Origin of the sequence: Photobacterium minamisatsumaniensis, assembly GCF_050336695.1 — a bacterium.
Taxonomy (GTDB): domain Bacteria; phylum Pseudomonadota; class Gammaproteobacteria; order Enterobacterales; family Vibrionaceae; genus Photobacterium; species Photobacterium minamisatsumaniensis.
This window is the reverse complement of the sequence record NZ_JAKJSI010000042.1, coordinates 1-19,565: the sequence shown is the minus strand read 5'-3', so window position 1 is coordinate 19,565 and position 19,565 is coordinate 1. Positions and strand designations below refer to the sequence as shown.

The following is a 19,565-nucleotide window of genomic DNA, read 5'->3' as shown; positions in this document are numbered from 1 at the left end:
TAAGTTCATACCCACATAATTTCTTCCTTGGTGCGAACTTTAGCCCCTTCGAGTAATAACAATCGAAAATGCTGAACTAGCGCAGCTGAAACTTATTTGGTTAGAAGCCATCTCGCTGTAAGTTCATCTGTAACGAGTCCATTGATCCATTTACCTTTTAGTGCAGCTAGGATAGCTTCTCTTTTATCTATCCCGCCAGCAACAGCTATACGCGGACAAGGGTTGTTTCGAATATCATAGCTCGTAATTAACTCATTAATCTTACAGTTAACGACATCACCTTTAGAATCTATAAATCTGCCAAGTATTTCACCAACAGAGCCTTGCTTAGCTAGTTCATCATCCTGTTCATGGGTAATGAAACCATCTTTAACTATTGGACTATCTTTACCTAGAGAGCCTATACCAATAAAAATAATATTTGCTCTGTCAGCCATTGAAAGGACATTATTAAATAATTCGTTTCCGCACCACATCTGGTGTTCGCTTGGGGTACGAGCATATCTTGGTGTGGGCCACTGGTAGTAATTTGCTTTGATACGACTGGCAAGAATCAGAGGGACGTCATCGTAATAATTACATTGACCATCAGATGACATTGCACTGATTAACGCCACGCATTTACTATCTGAACTGGTAAAATCGATTCGGTTAATTGCTTTTTTCAGTGTTATCCCAGATCCAATCCCTATAATTTGTCCTGGTTGATCCTTGATGAATTTGGACATTATCTGAAAACAGCCAAACGACATACTATTGATAAGTGATTCATCTGAATCGTTAGGTACAATGTTACACTCTATCAGCTGATACTTTTCTTTAATCAGCTCTGCGTAATCAAGACAACTAGCGATGGGGTGATGTAGGCCAATAGACACGATGCCTTCATCCTTAGCAGCAGCAATCAGTCGCTGAACAACGGGTCTAGATGTACCTAATTGAGAGGCAATCTCGCTTTGGCTTTTGCCCAAAACATAATACATCCAGGCTGCACGGACCATTTGATCAGATTTCATACTACCTTCTTTCACGGCTACCTCTTCGTTCGTTCCACCCACTCTGTGGGCATTCATTGTGCGGAAATACTTACTTGTATTCTCTCCTTACACTCTGCAATTGGCAATTAGTAAGTGCATTTTTTTAATTTAGATCTTGTGACCAGTAATTGGTCATTTGTTCATTTGTGATCTATAGCTCTTTTATTGGTCTTTTATTTGTTTAGGATAGTGCTAAATCAAATCTAAATAGGAAAATAAAATGGAAAACCAATACACGTGGCTACACATCGGCTTAGGTTCTTTCCACCGCGCTCACCAGGCTTGGTATTTACATAAGCTGATCGAATCAGGAAACAAAACTTGGAGTATTGCAGCAGGTAACATTCGTAATGATGCCGAAGATGTTGCTAGTGCTATTGCAGCACAAGGTGGTAAATATGTACTGGAAACTATCAGCCCTAAAGGCGAGTGTAAGTACGAACAAATTACATCTATCAGCAAGATCCTACCTTGGCAGGCAGACCTACAGCCTCTAATTGAAGAAGGCGCACAGTCAACAACTAAGGTTATTGCGTTTACTGTTACAGAAGGCGGCTACTTCCTTGATACTAGCTATAAGCTTGACGTAGACAACACAGCAATCGTTGCTGATCTAGCTGGTGACAACCAAACTATCTACGGAACTATCACCAAAATCCTAGCTCAACGCATGGCTAGCGATAGCGGTTCTGTAACTCTACTTAACTGTGACAACGTGCGTCATAACGGCGAACGTTTCCACAACGGTCTAGTTGAGTTCATCACTCTTATTGGCAAGCCAGAGCTCCTGACATGGGTACAGTCAAACGTTGAATGTCCGAACACAATGGTTGACCGAATCACTCCGCGTCCTGCTGCTGACCTACCAGATCGCATCAAAGAGAAGACCGGAATTGATGACCAAGCACCAGTAATGGGGGAAACATTTATCCAGTGGGTTGTCGAAGATAACTTTATTGATGTTCGCCCTGATTTAGAAGCTGTAGGCGTTGAATTGGTTGAATCTGTTATCCCTTATGAAGAAGCTAAGATCCGCATTCTAAACTCATCGCACAGCTGCATCGCATGGGCAGGCACACTCGTTGGTCAGCAGTTCATTCACGAAAGTACACTGACTGATTACATCTACGAAATTGCTCATAACTACGTAACTCAGGACGTTATCCCTTGTCTGGGCAACGATGGTATCAACCTAGAGACATATCGTGATGTTGTTCTTGAGCGCTTCACTAACCCATATATTGAAGACACCAACCAACGCGTAGCAGCAGACGGTTTCTCTAAGATCCCTGCCATGATTACACCGACAATGATTGAGTGCTACCAGCGTGGTGTTGCTCCTAATGCAACAGCGATGCTACCAGCACTGTTCTTCGTATTTATGGAGCAGTGGCATAAAGATAGCCTTCCATACAAATATCAAGACGGCATCCTTAAAGAGCAAGCGGTACATGACATGTTTAATCATAAAGATCCTATTCATGTTTACGCTACTGATAAAGCTTTGTTTGGCGAGCTAGCTGATAAGCCTGAGTTCGAACAATTACTGCGCGAAAAAATCTCAGCAGTGTACCCAATGATTCGATAGGAAACGAAGATGTATTTAGGAATCGATTTAGGCACGTCAGAAGTTAAGGCCCTGATTATAGACGAGAATGGTAACACTGTGACAACTCACAGTGTGCCCTTAACCATTCAACGACCTCACCCTCACTGGTCAGAGCAATCTCCTGAGGAATGGTGGAATGCAACAAATTATCTAATTGGCGCATTGCAAGAAAAATGTGGTGATAACTGGCATGCAATTAAAGCGATTGGCCTATCTGGCCAAATGCACGGTGCGGTGCTGTTAGGTGAGCAAGGTAATGTTTTGCGCTCAGCTATATTGTGGAATGACACTCGTTGTGCCCAAGAATGTATAGAGCTTGAAGCTGCTGCTCCACAGCTACACAGCATTACCGGTAACTTGGCAATGCCTGGGTTCACTGCTCCAAAACTGCTATGGGTAAAAAAGCACGAACCGAAGATTTTTTCCGAACTTAAAACAATATTGCTGCCAAAAGACTATCTTCGCTTCAAAATGACAAATCGCAAGATTTCGGATATGTCTGACTCAGCAGGTACGCTGTGGTTGGATGTAGACAAGCGAGACTGGTCAGATCTATTGCTTTCTAAGTGTGGTCTAGATCGCAGCTATATGCCAGAGCTAAGGGAAGGTAGCGATGCATCAGCCACCCTATCAGAAGAAATTGCGAGAGCTTGGGGGTTAAATTCATCAGTCGTTGTGGCTGGTGGCGGCGGCGACAATGCAGTTAGTGCTATTGGTGTAGGTGCCGTAAACCCAGGTGATGCGTTTATTTCATTAGGTACATCAGGTGTACTTTTTGTTGTAAATGAAAAATACAGTCCCGCTCCGGAGTCTGCTGTACACGCATTCTGTCACGCACTACCAGACCGTTGGCATCAAATGAGTGTAATGCTAAGCGCTGCGAGCTGCCTACAGTGGTATTGTCGAATTATTGGAGTTACTGAGGCTGAGTTGTTGACAGAAATAGAGCAATTGAGCGTTGAGCAAAAAGCCAATGCGCCTCTATTCCTGCCGTATCTATCAGGTGAAAGAACGCCGCATAATGACCCAGTCGCTACTGGTATCTTTCACGGTATGAACCACAATTCTAACCGTGCTGTGCTTGGTTACTCTGTTATCGAAGGTGTGAGCTTCGGCATCGCGGATGGACTAAGAGTTCTACAGAACACAGGTACTAATATCCGCCAATGCTCTTTAGTTGGTGGTGGTGCTCGTAGTCAGTTCTGGGCGCAGCTACTATCAGATGTACTAGATATGCCAATCGTAACCCACAAAGGCGGTGAAACAGGCGGTGCATTGGGCGCTGCGCGTCTAGGCTGCCTAGCTGTCGGAAAAGATGAAGCTGAGGTTTGTAAGAAGCCTGAGATACATAAGGTATTCGAAACAAGCAGCGAACGTTGGGTGTACTTGATGACACGATACGAGCGATTCCAAAGGCTTTATCTTAACGATTTAAAATTCCGAAACGCATAATCAAATAGAAATCTTAGCGCTTTGATCTTTGTCAATACGCTAATTTCTATTTTACTCCAAAAATAATGAGGAAATTATGGGGAATACAAGTAAACAATGGCTAGGACTGCCGCTTAATCTCGTATGGGGTTATGTTGCAATAGCTATTTTTATGGCAGGTGATGGGTTTGAATTGGCATTTTTATCCCGCTATATAACCGAACTAGGATTTACGCCTGCTCAGTCTTCTATTGCATTTACCGTCTATGGTTTTTCTGCCGCACTTGCTGCATGGATTTCAGGGGTAGTTGCTGAAATCTATACGCCACAAAAGACGATGCGAGTCGGCTTTATCATGTGGTGTTTGTTTCATGTGCTCTTTTTGGTCTTCGGTCTAGGTGARTCCAATTATGCAATGATCCTCTTATTTTATGGTATCCGTGGGTTTGCCTATCCACTATTCTTATACTCATTTATTGTTGTTATTATTCATAATGTTAGAAGTGACGGTGTAAGCTCTGCTCTAGGCTGGTTCTGGACGGTATATTCTATTGGTATTGGTGTTGCAGGTAGTTACATTCCAAGCGTCACTATCCCTATGATTGGAGAAATGGGTACGTTGTGGCTAGCTCTAGCGTTCACTAGTGTCGGCGGTATTATAGCAATGATTTCTTTGCGCAAAGTTAATACACCAACGCACATGCAATCTTTGTCGAACAAAGAAAAACTTACCGAGTTGAGTCGAGCTATCACGTTGCTTTACACCAACAAAAACGTCCTTGTGTCCAGCTTTGTTCGCATCGTCAACACTTTGTCTTTGTTTGGCTTCGCGATAATTATGCCGATGATGTTTGTGGACGAACTTGGCTTTACAACGTCTGAGTGGCTGCAAGTGTGGGCAGTATTCTTTTTCACCACTATTTTTTCCAATGTATTCTGGGGCATTATGGGTGAAAAGCTAGGTTGGATGAAAGTAGTTCGTTGGTTCGGGTGTCTCGGCATGGCGCTATCAAGCCTTGCGTTCTACTACATCCCTCAACACTACGGCAATAATTTCTATATGGCGTTAATTCCAGCCATTTCTTTAGGTATTTTTGTCGCAGCATTTGTTCCAATGGCAGCGGTATTCCCAGCTCTTGAGCCAAAGCATAAAGGAGCAGCGATTTCTGTATATAACTTATCTGCAGGTCTATCTAACTTCTTTGCACCTGCGATTGCAGTTATTTTGCTACCACACTTTAGCACTATAGGCGTGGTTATTGCCTATGCTGCTTTGTACGTAGCTGCCTTCTTCTTAACTTACTTGATTAAAGTTGATCAGCCGGGTTTTGAAAAAGAAAATCTGGCTGTTGAAAAAGCCATTACAGCTTAAATATATTTTAAACTTAGCATGGCTGTATCGGTCATGCTAATTCTTAATAAGGAACAGAAAACAATGAGAAAAAAAACAATTATTTTTGATATGGATGGCGTCATTATCGACTCCGAACCACTTTGGCAACAAGCTCAGGATGAATCGTTGTCTGTCTATGGAATTCATGTAACTCCCGAAGAATGTGAACGATATACAATGGGAAAGCGTGTCGACGCTATTGCTAATACTTGGTGTGAATTGTATCAACTTAAAATTAATTCTGAAGTTTTGGAAGAAAGTATTTTAAGAAATCTATATGGCTTAATTTTAAGGGAGGGAAAGGCGAATCCTGGCTTGTATGAACTATTGGATTTTTTAGAGGGGAGGGGATATCAGATTGGATTAGCAACTTCATCAAATCGTATAGTGATAGAAGCAGTATTCGATAAACTTAGGTTATGGGATTATTTTAAAGTAATATGTAGCGCTGAAGATGAGAAACTGGGTAAACCTAGTCCTGATGTTTACATTACAGCTGCAAAAAAACTAGGTGTTGAACCGAATAAATGTTTAGTTATCGAAGATAGTTTAAATGGTTTAATTGCAGCTAAAGCTGCTTTGATGGAAACTTATCTTGTTTCACCTCAATGTGAAAACCAAAAATTTAATATGGCTGATAAAAACTTTACAAATCTTTATGGAGTGTTTGGAGAGCTGTCTTGTATTGATTACGAAATCGTCTAATTTGAGCTTCATATATTTTAGAACTGAGGGTAATACCGCTTATTTTGATATACTTTTTATGGCAAGGTTGATCATTAGGTCAAAAAATCTAACTTATTTTTGTCCCGATGTGAGTTACGATACCAACCTATAGTCAATATGGCTTAGCTGGTAGTAATCACAGGGCTGTCTTAGCCGCGTTCGGGCGATTTTTTGGAACAAAGCACACATATACTTAAAGCAAAGAGATGCAAGTTTGTCAGTTGATGTTTATGTGTCTACGCTTTTAAAAGTAACAGCAAATTAAAATACATATTCAGTTTTCTTCAAATTTAATTTATGAAAAATGAAACTGATATGATTCCTGCGACTGAAAATCATTAATAGCTCTTAAGGTAGGTGTGATCTTATATTTTTTGAATGCCAGGTATAGGATAGTTGAGGYGTGACTATTTATTTAGGATCAAGTTTTTGTATTTAATTTTAAATGAATGAAATTCCAACTCAGGAATTAAGTTGTATTAATTGAATGACTAATGTTTCATTGTTGGGTTAGGTGTGTTTATTAAACTGATCTTTGTTTTTATATTTCTGATAAATAACACTTGTTTAAACTTTGCATAGGGGGATATTTTGTGTCTGTGAGGGTTTATTTTATCCAAGATTAAAGAAACCCTCTCTGTAGATATAAGTGAATTTATACTATTCTCCTTATAAAAGATTGGCCTGAATACTTTAATTTTGCCTGAAGTTATTTTAATTGCTAGGAGAGTGAGTTTTATTACCTTAGTGAAGCGTTATATAGCCACTAAAGTATAAGAGGGAGAGGATTATGTCTTTTTCAGGCAATAAAATTTATGGCGTTTTAAAAGCATTTATCAAAATCGATGAAGGTGAATTTACTTCAAAAAAATCAGGTATGAGTCACTATAACTTTATCAGTGCAGTACCTAACGAAGATAGCAAGGAGTATCAGGTTAATATCGATATTCAGAGTCAGGTTGCTTCTAATGTACGTATGCTATCTAAAAAGAACTTTGATGTCGCTAGCCATTTACCAGCAAGTTTTATAGATATTAAACAGGGCTTTACCAAGCTAGAAACTCAGCCCGGCGGATTGGCGATAGATCTGATTCATCAGCCTCTTTTTTCGGTCGATGAGTTAAAGAATGCCGACCTTCAGTCAGCTGAGCAGATTAGCGATATTCTTAATGGCTATCTATCCGCAGGTACTGAAGTCTTGGTGTTTGGCACTATGTATGACGATAGCGATAATAAGTACCATGAAGCCTATCGTAACGATAACGAGAGTTACCGTGATCACCACATGTATGGTGCACGTCGTCACCGAGAACAACAAATGCCACCGCGTGGTGTCGATGATGTGCATTTGAACCAGGGGACGCCATCAAGCCAATATCAGTCTAAAGACAATGGTACTTATCAGGATGGTGCTTTGTTTGTGGTGAATCAAGATGGTCGCTATGACGCTATTTTCTTTGCGTTTGCTGGTCAGTGTTTTGACACAAATGAAAAAGGTAATTGCGTTAATGATGAATCCAACCAAACCGTAAAATAGGCCGAGTTGGCTTAGACTCTATAGGAAACAGACTATGAAAACCGTCAAATCCCTAGCTCTGTCTATTGTTGGATTATTGATTACCACCACCTATGCAATAGCTAAGACAGAGCCATACCAGATGGAAAATACCTGTACTGGCACTTGGCCATCTTATTGGCAGGATGTGAATCCAAAGTTTAAAGATATGTGGGAGGGGCAGTCGATCACTAATGCGCCAACGGCTGCCTGGGATGATCCAGTATTCCAGCTTTCAGATAAGTACCCAACTAAACCTGTTGATGACAGAAAAGCGCAAAAATGGCGTGATAAAAAATTTGATGCCTTATTCGATAGCAGTACTGATCAGAAGGAAAAGAAAAAATTAGCGGAAGAATATGCATGGCATGTAATGAGGTATGCGCAAGCGGGTAATATCAACCAACCAGGCCAACTAGATTTTAGTGTCTGTGAAAACCCTGTACGAGCTTGGTACCATATACCTTTCCAGACTTACGATGCCATGAGTGGCCGTGAGTTTACCCATGGCTTAACTCGTGAGGCGCCTGTGACCTTCTCTACAAAAGATGGCACGGGGACCGACCAATCAACTATGTGGGCGGTAGCCATTTATAATTCCACTGCCGCTTATACTCTTGGTCAAATTTGGCAATCTGATGGTACGGTGAACATTCCTACTGATGACATTACTTTCTTCGAAGGTGCGGTGATCGCTAAACCGCTGTTCAATACTTCTACTGTTGCCCAGTTACCGGTATTGAAGAATATGCCAGCGTGGAACGCCAATATCTCAGAGCCAGAGTTCTGTAGTTGTAAGCCTGAGAGTGGCTCGGAATGTACCTTAGTGGAAGAAAGTCAGCAATGTCCGCGCAGCTATGCTCAGTGGGGAGACGTCCGTCTTCTGCAATTTGACATTGCAGTAAAAGATAGCCGTGCACCGGAAACCAACTGGGTATATGGCACCTTCGTAGCAGATGGCATTGATAAAGCTGATGTAAGCGAGCCTTGGGGACGGATCAGCCTATTAGGCTTGATGTGGGGTAATGATACGCCACCGGAAGGTGAACTAGCTTATAGCTACCCTAATAATCCACGTGAAAATGGTTTTGCTGAAGAAGTGATTATATGGGAAACCGTTGATAGCCTGAATTCTTATGGGGGGAGTGCCGATATGCGCCAGATGGGGCACTTAGGCTGTAATCAACGATTGAATGGTCCCGCTGACAATGCTAATTCTTCTTGCATGTCTTGCCATGGAACCGCTTCTGTACCTGACAAGAACCAAGCGACTCCACCTTTAATTTCACAATTCTCAGGTCAAACGAAGCAGTGCGTCGCGCCAGTTATTAATAGCTCAACGGCAGGTATGGATCGTAGTGGTGATCCGGCAACGGTTAACGATGGAATAAGCTTCGCTGATATCGACAGCCTTTACTTCGCTAATACAGGTGCCGGTGTGCCTTTCAATATGACAGTACAAACTCCCGATGGACCTAAAAATGTCATGGCCAACGATGCACCTATTTATGCCGATGGCAGAAAAAAATGGATCTCACTGGATTACTCGTTGCAAAGCTCTATTGCATTGAAGCAGTGGATGCAGTGGCAGGCGAACAAGCCACAACATGCCGATAAGCGTATTACGGATAAGGAGTTACGTCGTAACTTGTGAGTGATTGGTAAAGCTAAATGGAAGGCTGAATAGGAATCCGGAGTTAGTTGAAATTCACCTATCCAGCCTTGCTGCCCCATATCGTTTGAGTTCATGGCGACTCTTGGGGTCGCCTATACATGACTATATAGTGGATATCTGTATACCATTGAACTCAGAGTGCTGGGACGTTTTATTGTTCTTCTAAATGATGCTCAATCGCATAGTTAGCTTCAGAAAAGCTAAAGCCTTTTCGGACTAAGAATGCTGTTGCTTTCTTCTTTTCTGCGAAGTCATTTAATGGTGTTTTATATTTTTTGTTTAACTGCTCGAGTGCTTTTTGTTGGTCGTCTTCAATGACTTGATCTTCAGGCTCATCACTAAAAATATCATCGAGAGTATCTTGGCTGATCCCCTCACTACGCAACTTCTGAATTAAGCCACTACGACCCATTTTTTTTGCGTGCTTAGTGATTAATCGCTCCGCTAATTGCTTTTCATGATCATCGTCGACAGTATTCGCCATTATAGACTGTATTCTTGATTCGCTAACCCCTTCCTGTCTTAGGCGCATGGTAATGTCTCTTAGACTCTTTTTACCCGCATATTTAGCGATAACTCGGGTGATCAGCACATCTTGTTCAGATTCATCAAGCGTCGTTAGTGCGTCATCAATATCAGCTTGGCTTACACCTTGTAGCTTTAACTTTTGTGCTAATACTTTTGGCCCGTACGAACGGCACCGTGATTGAACGAATGTCTCGGCATAGCGTTTATCAGATAAATAACCAAGTTCAAGCAAGCGATTAACGGTATGAGTGATCCACTCACTATTATCTGTTTTACGGGTAAGTTTTTCTTGGAGTTTCTTAACGGAGTAACCACGCTGGTTCAGCCACCATATGGCGTACTCGAAAACGTCTTCAACTTTTGTCGCGGGCTTAGGGCCGACTTGCCGCTTTTGGGGTCTTTCAGATGTCATCATTCACCAGAGTAATCTTGTACTAATATCCCTTGTTAGATTTATCGTAAGCAAGGATGAGAGAGCTTTATAACAAATATAAAGGGGCTACGATACCATGAAAAGTTGAGATAAATACCCCAAAGGTTTTCAAATGTAAATTCTGAAGAGTTAAGCTCCAGATACCGATGAGAGTATGTCTAATGGCTGGCTCATTCGTTCAAAAATCATATCCCTAAATGCAATCACTCGAGCTGAAATTGTCGGTTTAGTGACATCATTGACCTCGGTTGATACAACAACGACATCATAAATTTGTTTGGAGTGCAGAGATGAACTGGCCTAATAAGGCTTGCAATTGAAGCTTGGTACTCACTTCGGCAGCGGCAGAATAACTAAGGATCAGGATTCTGAGTAGCTTTTTATTTTGAATACATTTTTTATGTCGATCTATTATATGGTTATTGTGACCTTGGAAAGGTCCTTTCACTTCTCTGGTACACGGAATATCATTATGTACTAATGTTCGAATCAATTAATTAATATTTCATGCGGAAAAGTTGGATTTATCAGTAATAAAGAAAAATGTACAGAATTTTAAGGTGCTGTAACTAGGCTCCTGGCTTTTATACTTTATCTAATCATTATCTTGTAATTATTAACGGTAAACTTGCTAATTTTGCAGATTAATAAACTAAATTTTTATTTTAAGGTTTTATATTTAACCATTTCGACTGCTTGTGTTAATTATTAATTCCAATTTTAAGGTTCATTGCTAATTAATAATTTATTCAATTAGCATTCCAAGTTGTGATGTAACGCGTTGACATTGCAGCAACAAAATAACGAGAATGAGTTTTATATTTTAAAATGTCATGGACGAAGAAAATTTATGAATAATATACTGAGTATGGTTAAGGGTAAGTGTTCAGCCAAGCTGGTTTCTATTACGTTAATAGCCATTTGTATGAGTTTATCGGCACAAGCTAAAACTTATCGCTTGTCACATAACGTGTCTAATACAACGACTTGGCAGCAAGGTGCGGAAAAATTCAACCAGTTATTGCAACAAGGAAGTAATGACAGGCTGAAAGTAAGAATATTCCCAAACTCAGTGCTAACGGGTGGTGATCAGATTAAACAAGCCGAAATGTTAAGTGTAAGCAAAATTGATTTCATTTTGACTTCAGCAATTAATGTGACACCACTAATTCCAGAAATGGCAGTGTTTTCTCTGCCTTATCTTTTCAATGACTATCAAGCTGTAGATAAAGCTATTCAAGGTGAAGGTGGTAAAGTCATTGAGCAGATTGCTTTAGAAAAAAACATCATTATTTTAGCGTGGGGGGAGAATGGTTTTCGTGAGCTAACAAACAGCACCAAACCGGTTTATTCACCCGATGATTTAAAAGGTATGTCTGTACGTGTTGCTGGCCCTATGTATATTGATGTGTTTAAAGACCTTGGCGCAAATCCACAGCAAATTCAATGGGCTGAAACTTTTTCGGCATTGCAGCAAGGGGTAGTCGATGGTCAAGAGAACCCAGTCGGTGCTATTATTGTTCCGCAACGACTGTATGAGATCCAAAAGAATATCACCCTTTGGCACTATTCCTACGATCCAATTTTCCTCGCGGTCAGCCGTAAAGTTTGGGACAGTTTGGATAACGACACTCAGAACATGGTGGCTAATGCTGCCAATGAAGCTATGGAATATCAGATAGAAATATCACGTAAGATGACAGCGGATGGCGTGCAAATTCTTAAGGATGAAGGAATGACTGTTGTTGAATTGGACGCTGAGCAGATTGACGAGTTTAGACAAAAAACTTTACCGTCATTTAATAAATGGAAAGATCTTGTTGGTGATGACATTGTGAAAATATTTGAAGATGCCATTGCTGCAAATTAATTAAAAATAGAAAATGAAATTTAAATGAGCCCACATCTGTGGGCTTAGTCTTCATTTTTATCTGACTATAGTTGCATCGGCCATAAACAGTTTTGGAAAAATAAATGGGTAATAACGTTAGAATTATATGGGATAGTTTAGAAGAAGTTATTTGCTTCATCACATTTGTAGTGATGCTAGTTTTAGGTTTTTCAAATGTCGTTGTACGTAGCCTTACGAATTTCTCTCTTGCGTCTACACAAGAAGTTGTTATTAACGGTATGGTGGTATTAACTCTGTTCGGTGCAGCTATTGCTATTAAACGAGGTCAACTACTTGCAGTTGGTTTCTTGATCGATAATTTAAGCGAGCGATATCGAAGATGGCTGCAAGTCGGAATTTCTGTTGCTGTCGTTTTTACCTTGTTAGTTATGTTCTATTTTATGCTCGATCTACTGAGTAACCAATACGAGTCACAAATAACTTCAAGTGCCATGCAAGTGAAGGTTTGGTATTACACGGCTTTGTTACCATTAGGCTTCGTTTTGATGATTGTCCGCCAAATAGAGTGGCTTTCAATTCAGTTGCGTTGTAAATAATACTAATAATATCAAGGAAGTATTTATGGATATCTCAACCGGAAGCCAGATGATAATGTTGTTTTTCATCTTTATTATCTGTGGTATTCCTGTTGCATTTTGTTTAGCTCTATCGGCGTTGTTTGCCATGTGGCAAATGGATTTTGGGCTTGATATGGTTGCAGATTTGCTTATTGCTGGTAGCTCAAAATACACCTTATTGGCCATACCGTTTTTTATTCTGGCAGGAAATATTATGGGGATCAGCGGAATAGCCGAACGCATGATCCAATTTTTCCGGGTTTTAGTTGAAAAGTTACCGGGTAATATGGGGTTGGTTGGCACTGTAGTATGCTTGTTTTGGGGATCTGTGAGCGGTTCGGGACCAGCTTCAGTTGCAGCAATCGGACCATTGATTATTAAGGGGATGGTAGAAGACGGTTACAGTAAACCCTTCGCCGCTGGGTTGGTCTGTACCGGTGCGGCACTCTCCTTAATCATTCCACCATCTATTGGGTTGGTGATATATGGTGTGATAGCAGAGACATCGATAAGTAACCTTTTTCTTGCAACGATAGTTCCAGGTATATTACTAGGTTCATTAATGCTGTTGATGTTGCCATTGTCTAGTTTCTATGCGGATGGTAGTCAGTCCGGAGCTTCGGTTTCTCTGCAAAGCACTGACTCTCATCAACCATACTTTATGCGCTTATATCGGGCTTTTAGTCATGCTTTTTGGGGGTTATTTACACCAGTACTTATTCTCGGAGGAATATATGGTGGAATCTTCACGCCGACTGAAGCTGCGATAGTCGCTTCAGTATACGCAATTGTGGTGGGGGGGCTAATTTATCGCTCTATCAACTTGAAGCAACTCTATCATTCATTTGTTGATTCGGCATGTTCCTCGGCAGTTGTGATGCTGGTGGTCGCTTTTGCTGGGCTTTTTGGTTGGGTAATCGAGATAGATGGTTTAGTAGGAGACTATTCTGAAGTATTGATTACCATGAGCCAGCACCCTCAGATTATTTTGTTCGTTATTTTGGCGATACTACTGGTAGCCGGTATGTTTATGGATGCGGTTACTATTATGTATATTACTTTGCCGATTTTTTTGCCGGTGGTCCGTTCGTTGAATATTGATCTTACCTGGTTTGGTGTACTGCTAATGACAGCACTATCGATTGGGCTTATCACTCCACCTGTCGGTATCAACCTCTTTGTGGCGGCCAATATTACACATTGTTCTCTGGGTTCAATTGCGAGAGGCGTGATGCCGTTTCTTCTGGTTTCAATGTTCGGACTGTGTTTGTTGGTATGGTTTCCACAGATCTCACTATTTTTACTCTAAGACTCTAAGACTCTAAGACTCTAAGACTTAAAGATTTTAATTATTTAAATAGAATCTGAATGTTTAATTTCTCCCTCTCTGAGAATGAGAGGGGGGCTTTATTAGAGTAGAGAAATCAGTGCTACAGGTGGTGTTCAAGTGCATAGTTAGCATCAGCAAAACTCTTATCAAGAAAGCCGTTACTTTCTTCTTATCGGGGAAATTGTTGAGAGATGGCTTATTTTTTTGTTACTATAATACAAAGTCTTACGTTAAATTTCACTCATGCCTCCTTCTTCGACTTCATTGATTTATACACTCTTGACTGATTCCTTCACTGCGCAGTTTTGAATCAGGCCTGTTCTCCCATTTTATTTTCGTGTTTATTTATTAGGTTTTCTGCCAGCTTGTTTTTGTAGGGCTTTCAGAGGTCATTATTAACCTGCGCAATCTTATACGAATAATCCTTGTTAGCATTACCTTAAACAAGGATGAGAGAGCTTTATAACAAATATGGTTCGGTTCCGATACAGTGATAGGTTGGTATAGACATCACGAAGTACTTTTTTTCCCGTAGCGTGTAACTAAGTATGTTAAATCAGTGTTTAAAACTTGTTGCATACTAAAGGGGTTGTGATACCTTCTACGTATACACAAAAGGAGATGCACATGGATAGTGTTGTTTTACTTGATAATGGAACTATTGGCGTCGTTGAAGACTGCAATGAAGAACTACTGAATTCGAATGTAGATGTATTTGAATATGATGATAATGGCAACCGTCATTCCCGCTCAGGGATGGTTGTTGAAATTTTAAGTCATTATTAAATAGGCCGTTTCTTTGTAATGGCTCTAATAAAAAAGGATCTGATGTAATCAGATCCTTTTTTGTATGCGTAATTTTTATCTGGTTATCTTAGCTGAAGATTAGCCGCATTTAGAGTCGCCGCAGTTTAGGCAAGTCTGGCAACCATCTTTCACAATCACAGACTTATTGTGGCACTTGTAACATAGCGTTGCACTTGGTGGAAAACTGCTGTTTTGAGCCTCGTCATCTTCTTTTTTCTCTGCTAGCTCAGCTTTTTTAGCTTCAAGAAACGCTTGTTGATGCTCATCGACTTCTGGTTTACCCAGCATGCCAATTTCGGTTAAATGAATCTCAATAATGTTACCAATTTCAGCAATCAGTGACGGTACGTATTTTCCTTTGTTCCAGTAACCACCGCGAGGGTCGAAAACGGAGCGTAGTTCTTCAACGAGGAATGTACAGTCACCACCTTTACGGAAAACAGCAGACATAATACGCGTAAGCGCGACAATCCATTGATAATGCTCAAGGCTTTTTGAGTTGATAAACACCTCAAAAGGGCGACGAACTTCGTGCTCTGTGCCGTCATTGAGCACGACATCATTGATCGTAATGAATAAAGAGTGCTCAGAGATATGCTCAGGTGTTTTTAGTTTATACGTTGAGCCAAGTAACTTTTCTGGGCGTGGCATACCTTCGTGCATATACTGCACTTCTACTTCGGGTGTTGCTTTAATCGTTGGGACTTCCTGCTCTTGGCTTTTTACCTTGAAACCTACGATTTTGCTGTCGATCTTTTTTACCATGAGAATAGAACCCTTAAAATTTACCGTAATAGCCTTCTTTCAAGGCGTCGTATAGGTTGGCTGCGGTGTGAGTTTCACCATCGTATTCAATTTCTTCGTTACCTTTAGCTTCAAAGGTGGAGCCATCTTCTAGGTTAAACACATAAGTCGTGTTTTCTAGATCCTGCTCTTTAACCAATACGCCTTGGAATACTTCTGGATTAAAGCGGAACGTTGTACAACCTTTCAGCCCTTGATCGAAGGCATCCATATAGATGTCTTTAAAGTCTTCAAACGGAAAGTCGGTTGGTACGTTAGCGGTTTTAGAAATTGAAGAGTCGATCCAACGCTGAGCAGCCGCTTGTACTTCAACGTGCTGACTTGGTGTAATGTCATCTGCTGTGATGAAGTATTCTGGCAGCATGGTTTCTTCATCGGTGGAATATGGCATTGCTTTTTCATTGATAAGCTGGCGATAAGCTAAAAGTTCGAAGCTGTAAACATCCACGCTTTCTTTCGATTTCTTACCCGGAACAATGACATTTCGCGTGTAATGATGGGCGAAACTTGGCTCAATACCGTTGCTGGCATTGTTTGCCAATGACAGTGAAATCGTGCCAGTTGGTGCAATAGAACTATGGTGGGTAAAACGTGCGCCATGTTCAGCAAGCGCTTTAACCAATTCTGGTTCAACCTCGGCGACTTGTTGCATGTAGCGGCTATATTTAGCGTGAAGAATTTTGCCTTTCACCTTGTCACCAATTTTGATGCCATCGTTAGCCATTTCTGGACGAAGACGCATCATTTTTGGTGTGATTTCAAACTCTTCATCCATAACAGGCGCGACGCCTTTCTCTTTCGCAAGGCTTAATGCTTCTTTCCAGCCCGTAATCGCCATTTCTTGCGCGACTTGCTCGGTGAAAGCGACAGATGCAGCACTGCCATATTTGTGCTGCAGCATCGTGGTTGTAGACCCAAGGCCAAGGAACCCCATACCATGGCGACGTTTATGCATGATTTCATGACGTTGTTTTTCGAGTGGCAGCTGATTAATTTCCACCACGTTATCAAGCATACGAGTGAAGATTGCAATAACGCGACGGTATGCATCCCAATCGAATTTGGCGTCTGCAGTAAATGGGTTATGAACAAATTTCGTTAGGTTCACCGAACCAAGCAAGCATGCACCATATGGCGGTAGTGGCTGCTCACCGCAAGGGTTAGTCGCACGAATGTCTTCACAGAACCAGTTATTGTTCATCTGGTTCACTTTGTCTATCAAAATAAAGCCTGGTTCTGCATAGTCGTAAGTAGACGTCATAATGACGTTCCACAAATTACGAGCAGGCATGGTGCGATAGACTTTACACGCTACATGGCCTTTATCATCTTCAACCAAGTTCTCTTTGGTTGGCCAGTCAGCCCAAACAATGGTGTCATCATTGTTCAGATCAAGACCATCTTGTTTGGCTTCTTTCGCCGTGATAGGGAAGATTAACTGCCAAGATTTATCGTTCTTAACGGCTTCGATGAACTCTTCGGTAATGAGTAGAGATAAATTAAACTGACGTAAGCGACCGTCTTCTCGCTTTGCGCGAATGAAATCAATGACATCAGGGTGGCGAATATCCATAGTACCCATTTGGGCACCACGGCGTCCACCAGCCGAAGAGACGGTAAAACACATCTTGTCATAGATATCCATGAACGAAAGAGGGCCAGATGTGTATGCGCCGGCACCCGAGACAAAGGCACCACGAGGGCGTAACGTCGAGAAGTCGTAACCAATGCCACAGCCTGCTTTTAGGGTTAAGCCAGCTTCATGTACTTTTCCTAGGATATCATCCATAGAATCTTCAACAGTGCCAGAAACGGTACAGTTAATTGTTGAAGTCGCAGGTTTGTGTTCGAAAGCACCAGCATTCGATGTAATACGCCCCGCAGGGATAGCGCCATTACGTAGAGCCCAAAGAAATTCGTTGTACCAGTGTTCTTTGACTTTATCTTTTTCCAGATCAGCTAATGCACGGGCGACACGTTTAAACGTGTCATCAAGCGTGAAATCAATGGCATCTCCATGCTTTGACTTCAATCGATATTTGCTGTCCCAAATCTCCATCGAGGTGGATTGGTACTCAATATCAATTGCTTGAAAGTTTTCCGAAGCTGTCGGGGTTTTCGCCATTATGAATACACCTTAAAGTTTGTTGTTGTCCGGCACGATTGATATAGATTGTTAATAGCTATCTATGTCAGTGGCATTCCGCTGAGCATGGGAATGCGATCGTTTGGCAAGGCGCAGATCAAACCATTTACCCCGATGATCTTCAAGTCTTGACAGACAGATAATCGGTTAATGTAACTAAACGATAAAACGAAAAGGGTACTTAGACTTTTTTATTTTAAGAGGAGGTTAAAAAATGTGACGGTATATGAGGAAATAAGAAAAAGGGGGCAATTAGCAGCCCCCCTCCAAACAATAAGGAAAATATAATAAGAATCGACAATGTTTACATAGGCCTAGATAAGTGAAACGGCTTACCTAGACCTGAATCACTAAGTGCATAATAAAATGCACTTAGCAAATGCTGCTTAGAAGTTGTAACGTACTAGAAGTGCTAGCTCGTCATCTAAATCTGCATTTGAACCATTTGCATTTTTGCTGCTTGCATCAATTTTGTATTCAGCGGCAAGAATAACTGGGCCTGTGAAGTAAGCAACGCCAAGGGTTGCATAGGCAAATTTAGCTGAAGAGTTATCGTCTTCTAAGTGGTTATAGCCACCAAGGATTTGGAATTGGTTAATATCGTAAGAAGCGAAGAATTCCATACCCGTTGCTTCACGAACCATATTATCAGCTGACACGCCGCCGCCAGAGAATACACGGCTGTAGTCCGAAGCATTTTGGTGGTTTCTGAATTGGCCGTAGTTAGCGGCTAGATAAAGTTCATTGTTTTCGTAGCTAACCACGGCATTAGCAACTTTTGCATCTGCACGGTCTTTAAACTGCGTTTCACCGTAAACAGCACTTAAGCCGAGACCAAAGTCAAAGTCGTAACCCGCCATTGCTTGGTAGCCATAATCGCGGTGGTATTCATCGTTTTTATCTTCGAACTGATATTGTAGACCTAGTTGTAGGCCTTGAATGTTTGTGCGGTATTGAACAACGTCATCAGCACGGCCTGTACCATGCACACCACCATCGCCAGAAATGCCGTCGTAGTTACCTGCAGTATCACCGCCGTAAACCCAGAATAGGTCAGTTTTACCCGTTACGTCGTAGTGGATTGACCATGCTTTACCAACCGTGAATTGGCCAATGCCTTCTTTATCCGCCGTAATGTTTCCTAGACGGTTTGAGATATGAGAGTCTTCGTTACTATTCGCAAGTGCATCGTAGCCCCATTCTGCTTTAGCACCGATATCCCAGCCACTTTGTAATGCATGAGTGAAACCAAAGTTGATACGAGAAGACTGGTTGTTCAGGCTTGAGTCACCATCGCTGAACTTAGCACTTGCTGCTAAACGGCCACCAACAGAGAAAGTATTTGTGTCGTCATTGTAAACTTCAAGTGCGCTTACTGAAGTAGAAGCCGCTGCTGCTGCCACTGCTAGGGCAATGATCTTTTTGTTCATTTTAATGTGTCCTACATTGAATGTTTATGAGCATTCTCATCCGAAATGCTTGGTTATTATTATTAAAAGTTAGTTCCATGTAGCACCAGTAAAACGTTATAAAAGCTAGCGGAATTAAGCTTTTTTAAGTGCTATCTAATTGTTTTTATTGGCACTTGTTTTTCTGTTTTATGTTTTTAGAACGTATTTTTC

At 41.3% G+C, this 19,565-nt stretch carries 15 protein-coding genes; 10 read left to right on the top strand and 5 right to left on the bottom strand.

The window, feature by feature from the left end:
* Window positions 1–92: 92 nt before the first annotated feature.
* A complete protein-coding gene (locus L4D78_RS21240) occupies window positions 93–1,016 on the bottom strand; it encodes a sugar-binding transcriptional regulator (RefSeq protein WP_428468767.1) in 924 nt (307 codons plus the stop codon).
* Between the two features lie 241 nt (window positions 1,017–1,257).
* On the opposite strand from L4D78_RS21240, the gene dalD reads away from it, so the two are divergent.
* From dalD to L4D78_RS21210, 6 genes are all read left to right on the top strand, one after another.
* Window positions 1,258–2,625, top strand: a complete 1,368-nt coding sequence (dalD, locus tag L4D78_RS21235) for a D-arabinitol 4-dehydrogenase (protein WP_428468766.1) — start codon at window positions 1,258–1,260, stop codon at window positions 2,623–2,625.
* Between the two features lie 9 nt (window positions 2,626–2,634).
* The gene (gene xylB, locus L4D78_RS21230; protein WP_428468765.1) at window positions 2,635–4,098 is read left to right on the top strand and encodes a xylulokinase; all 1,464 of its coding nucleotides are present in this window, start codon (window positions 2,635–2,637) and stop codon (window positions 4,096–4,098) included.
* A gap of 76 nt (window positions 4,099–4,174) precedes the next feature.
* On the top strand, window positions 4,175–5,449 hold the full coding sequence (locus L4D78_RS21225) for an MFS transporter (RefSeq protein ID WP_428468764.1): 1,275 nt from the start codon (window positions 4,175–4,177) through the stop codon (window positions 5,447–5,449).
* A gap of 63 nt (window positions 5,450–5,512) precedes the next feature.
* The gene (locus tag L4D78_RS21220; RefSeq protein WP_428468763.1) at window positions 5,513–6,175 is read left to right on the top strand and encodes an HAD family hydrolase; all 663 of its coding nucleotides are present in this window, start codon (window positions 5,513–5,515) and stop codon (window positions 6,173–6,175) included.
* 811 nt (window positions 6,176–6,986) lie between these two features.
* Window positions 6,987–7,733, top strand: coding sequence for a DUF2278 family protein (locus tag L4D78_RS21215; protein WP_428468762.1), 747 nt, complete (start codon window positions 6,987–6,989; stop codon window positions 7,731–7,733).
* A gap of 34 nt (window positions 7,734–7,767) precedes the next feature.
* The gene (locus tag L4D78_RS21210) at window positions 7,768–9,405 is read left to right on the top strand and encodes a hypothetical protein (RefSeq protein ID WP_428468761.1); all 1,638 of its coding nucleotides are present in this window, start codon (window positions 7,768–7,770) and stop codon (window positions 9,403–9,405) included.
* Window positions 9,406–9,577: 172 nt separating this feature from the next.
* Here the strand turns inward: L4D78_RS21210 and L4D78_RS21205 are convergent, their stop codons facing one another.
* Window positions 9,578–10,366, bottom strand: coding sequence for a RecX family transcriptional regulator (locus tag L4D78_RS21205; protein ID WP_428468760.1), 789 nt, complete (start codon window positions 10,364–10,366; stop codon window positions 9,578–9,580).
* Window positions 10,367–11,237: 871 nt separating this feature from the next.
* Between L4D78_RS21205 and L4D78_RS21200 the strand changes: the two genes are divergently transcribed.
* The 4 genes from L4D78_RS21200 (at window position 11,238) to L4D78_RS21185 (ending at window position 14,972) form a co-directional block, all read left to right on the top strand.
* Complete coding sequence (locus L4D78_RS21200; protein WP_428468759.1) at window positions 11,238–12,257, top strand: DctP family TRAP transporter solute-binding subunit; 1,020 nt, start codon at window positions 11,238–11,240, stop codon at window positions 12,255–12,257.
* A gap of 104 nt (window positions 12,258–12,361) precedes the next feature.
* Window positions 12,362–12,835, top strand: a complete 474-nt coding sequence (locus L4D78_RS21195) for a TRAP transporter small permease (RefSeq protein WP_428468758.1) — start codon at window positions 12,362–12,364, stop codon at window positions 12,833–12,835.
* Between the two features lie 25 nt (window positions 12,836–12,860).
* Entirely contained in the window at window positions 12,861–14,165 is a 1,305-nt protein-coding gene (locus L4D78_RS21190; protein ID WP_428468757.1) for a TRAP transporter large permease, read from the top strand.
* A gap of 648 nt (window positions 14,166–14,813) precedes the next feature.
* Window positions 14,814–14,972: a hypothetical protein gene (locus L4D78_RS21185; RefSeq protein WP_428460825.1), complete on the top strand. Its 159-nt coding sequence runs from the start codon at window positions 14,814–14,816 to the stop codon at window positions 14,970–14,972.
* 99 nt (window positions 14,973–15,071) lie between these two features.
* Here the strand turns inward: L4D78_RS21185 and L4D78_RS21180 are convergent, their stop codons facing one another.
* From L4D78_RS21180 to L4D78_RS21170, 3 genes are all read right to left on the bottom strand, one after another.
* A complete protein-coding gene (locus tag L4D78_RS21180; RefSeq protein WP_428468756.1) occupies window positions 15,072–15,758 on the bottom strand; it encodes a TSCPD domain-containing protein in 687 nt (228 codons plus the stop codon).
* Window positions 15,759–15,771: 13 nt separating this feature from the next.
* Complete coding sequence (locus L4D78_RS21175; protein ID WP_428468755.1) at window positions 15,772–17,922, bottom strand: adenosylcobalamin-dependent ribonucleoside-diphosphate reductase; 2,151 nt, start codon at window positions 17,920–17,922, stop codon at window positions 15,772–15,774.
* A gap of 407 nt (window positions 17,923–18,329) precedes the next feature.
* Window positions 18,330–19,373 carry a porin gene (locus L4D78_RS21170; protein WP_428468754.1) on the bottom strand — a complete coding sequence of 348 codons (1,044 nt, stop codon included), beginning with the start codon at window positions 19,371–19,373 and terminating at the stop codon, window positions 18,330–18,332.
* Window positions 19,374–19,565: the final 192 nt, after the last annotated feature.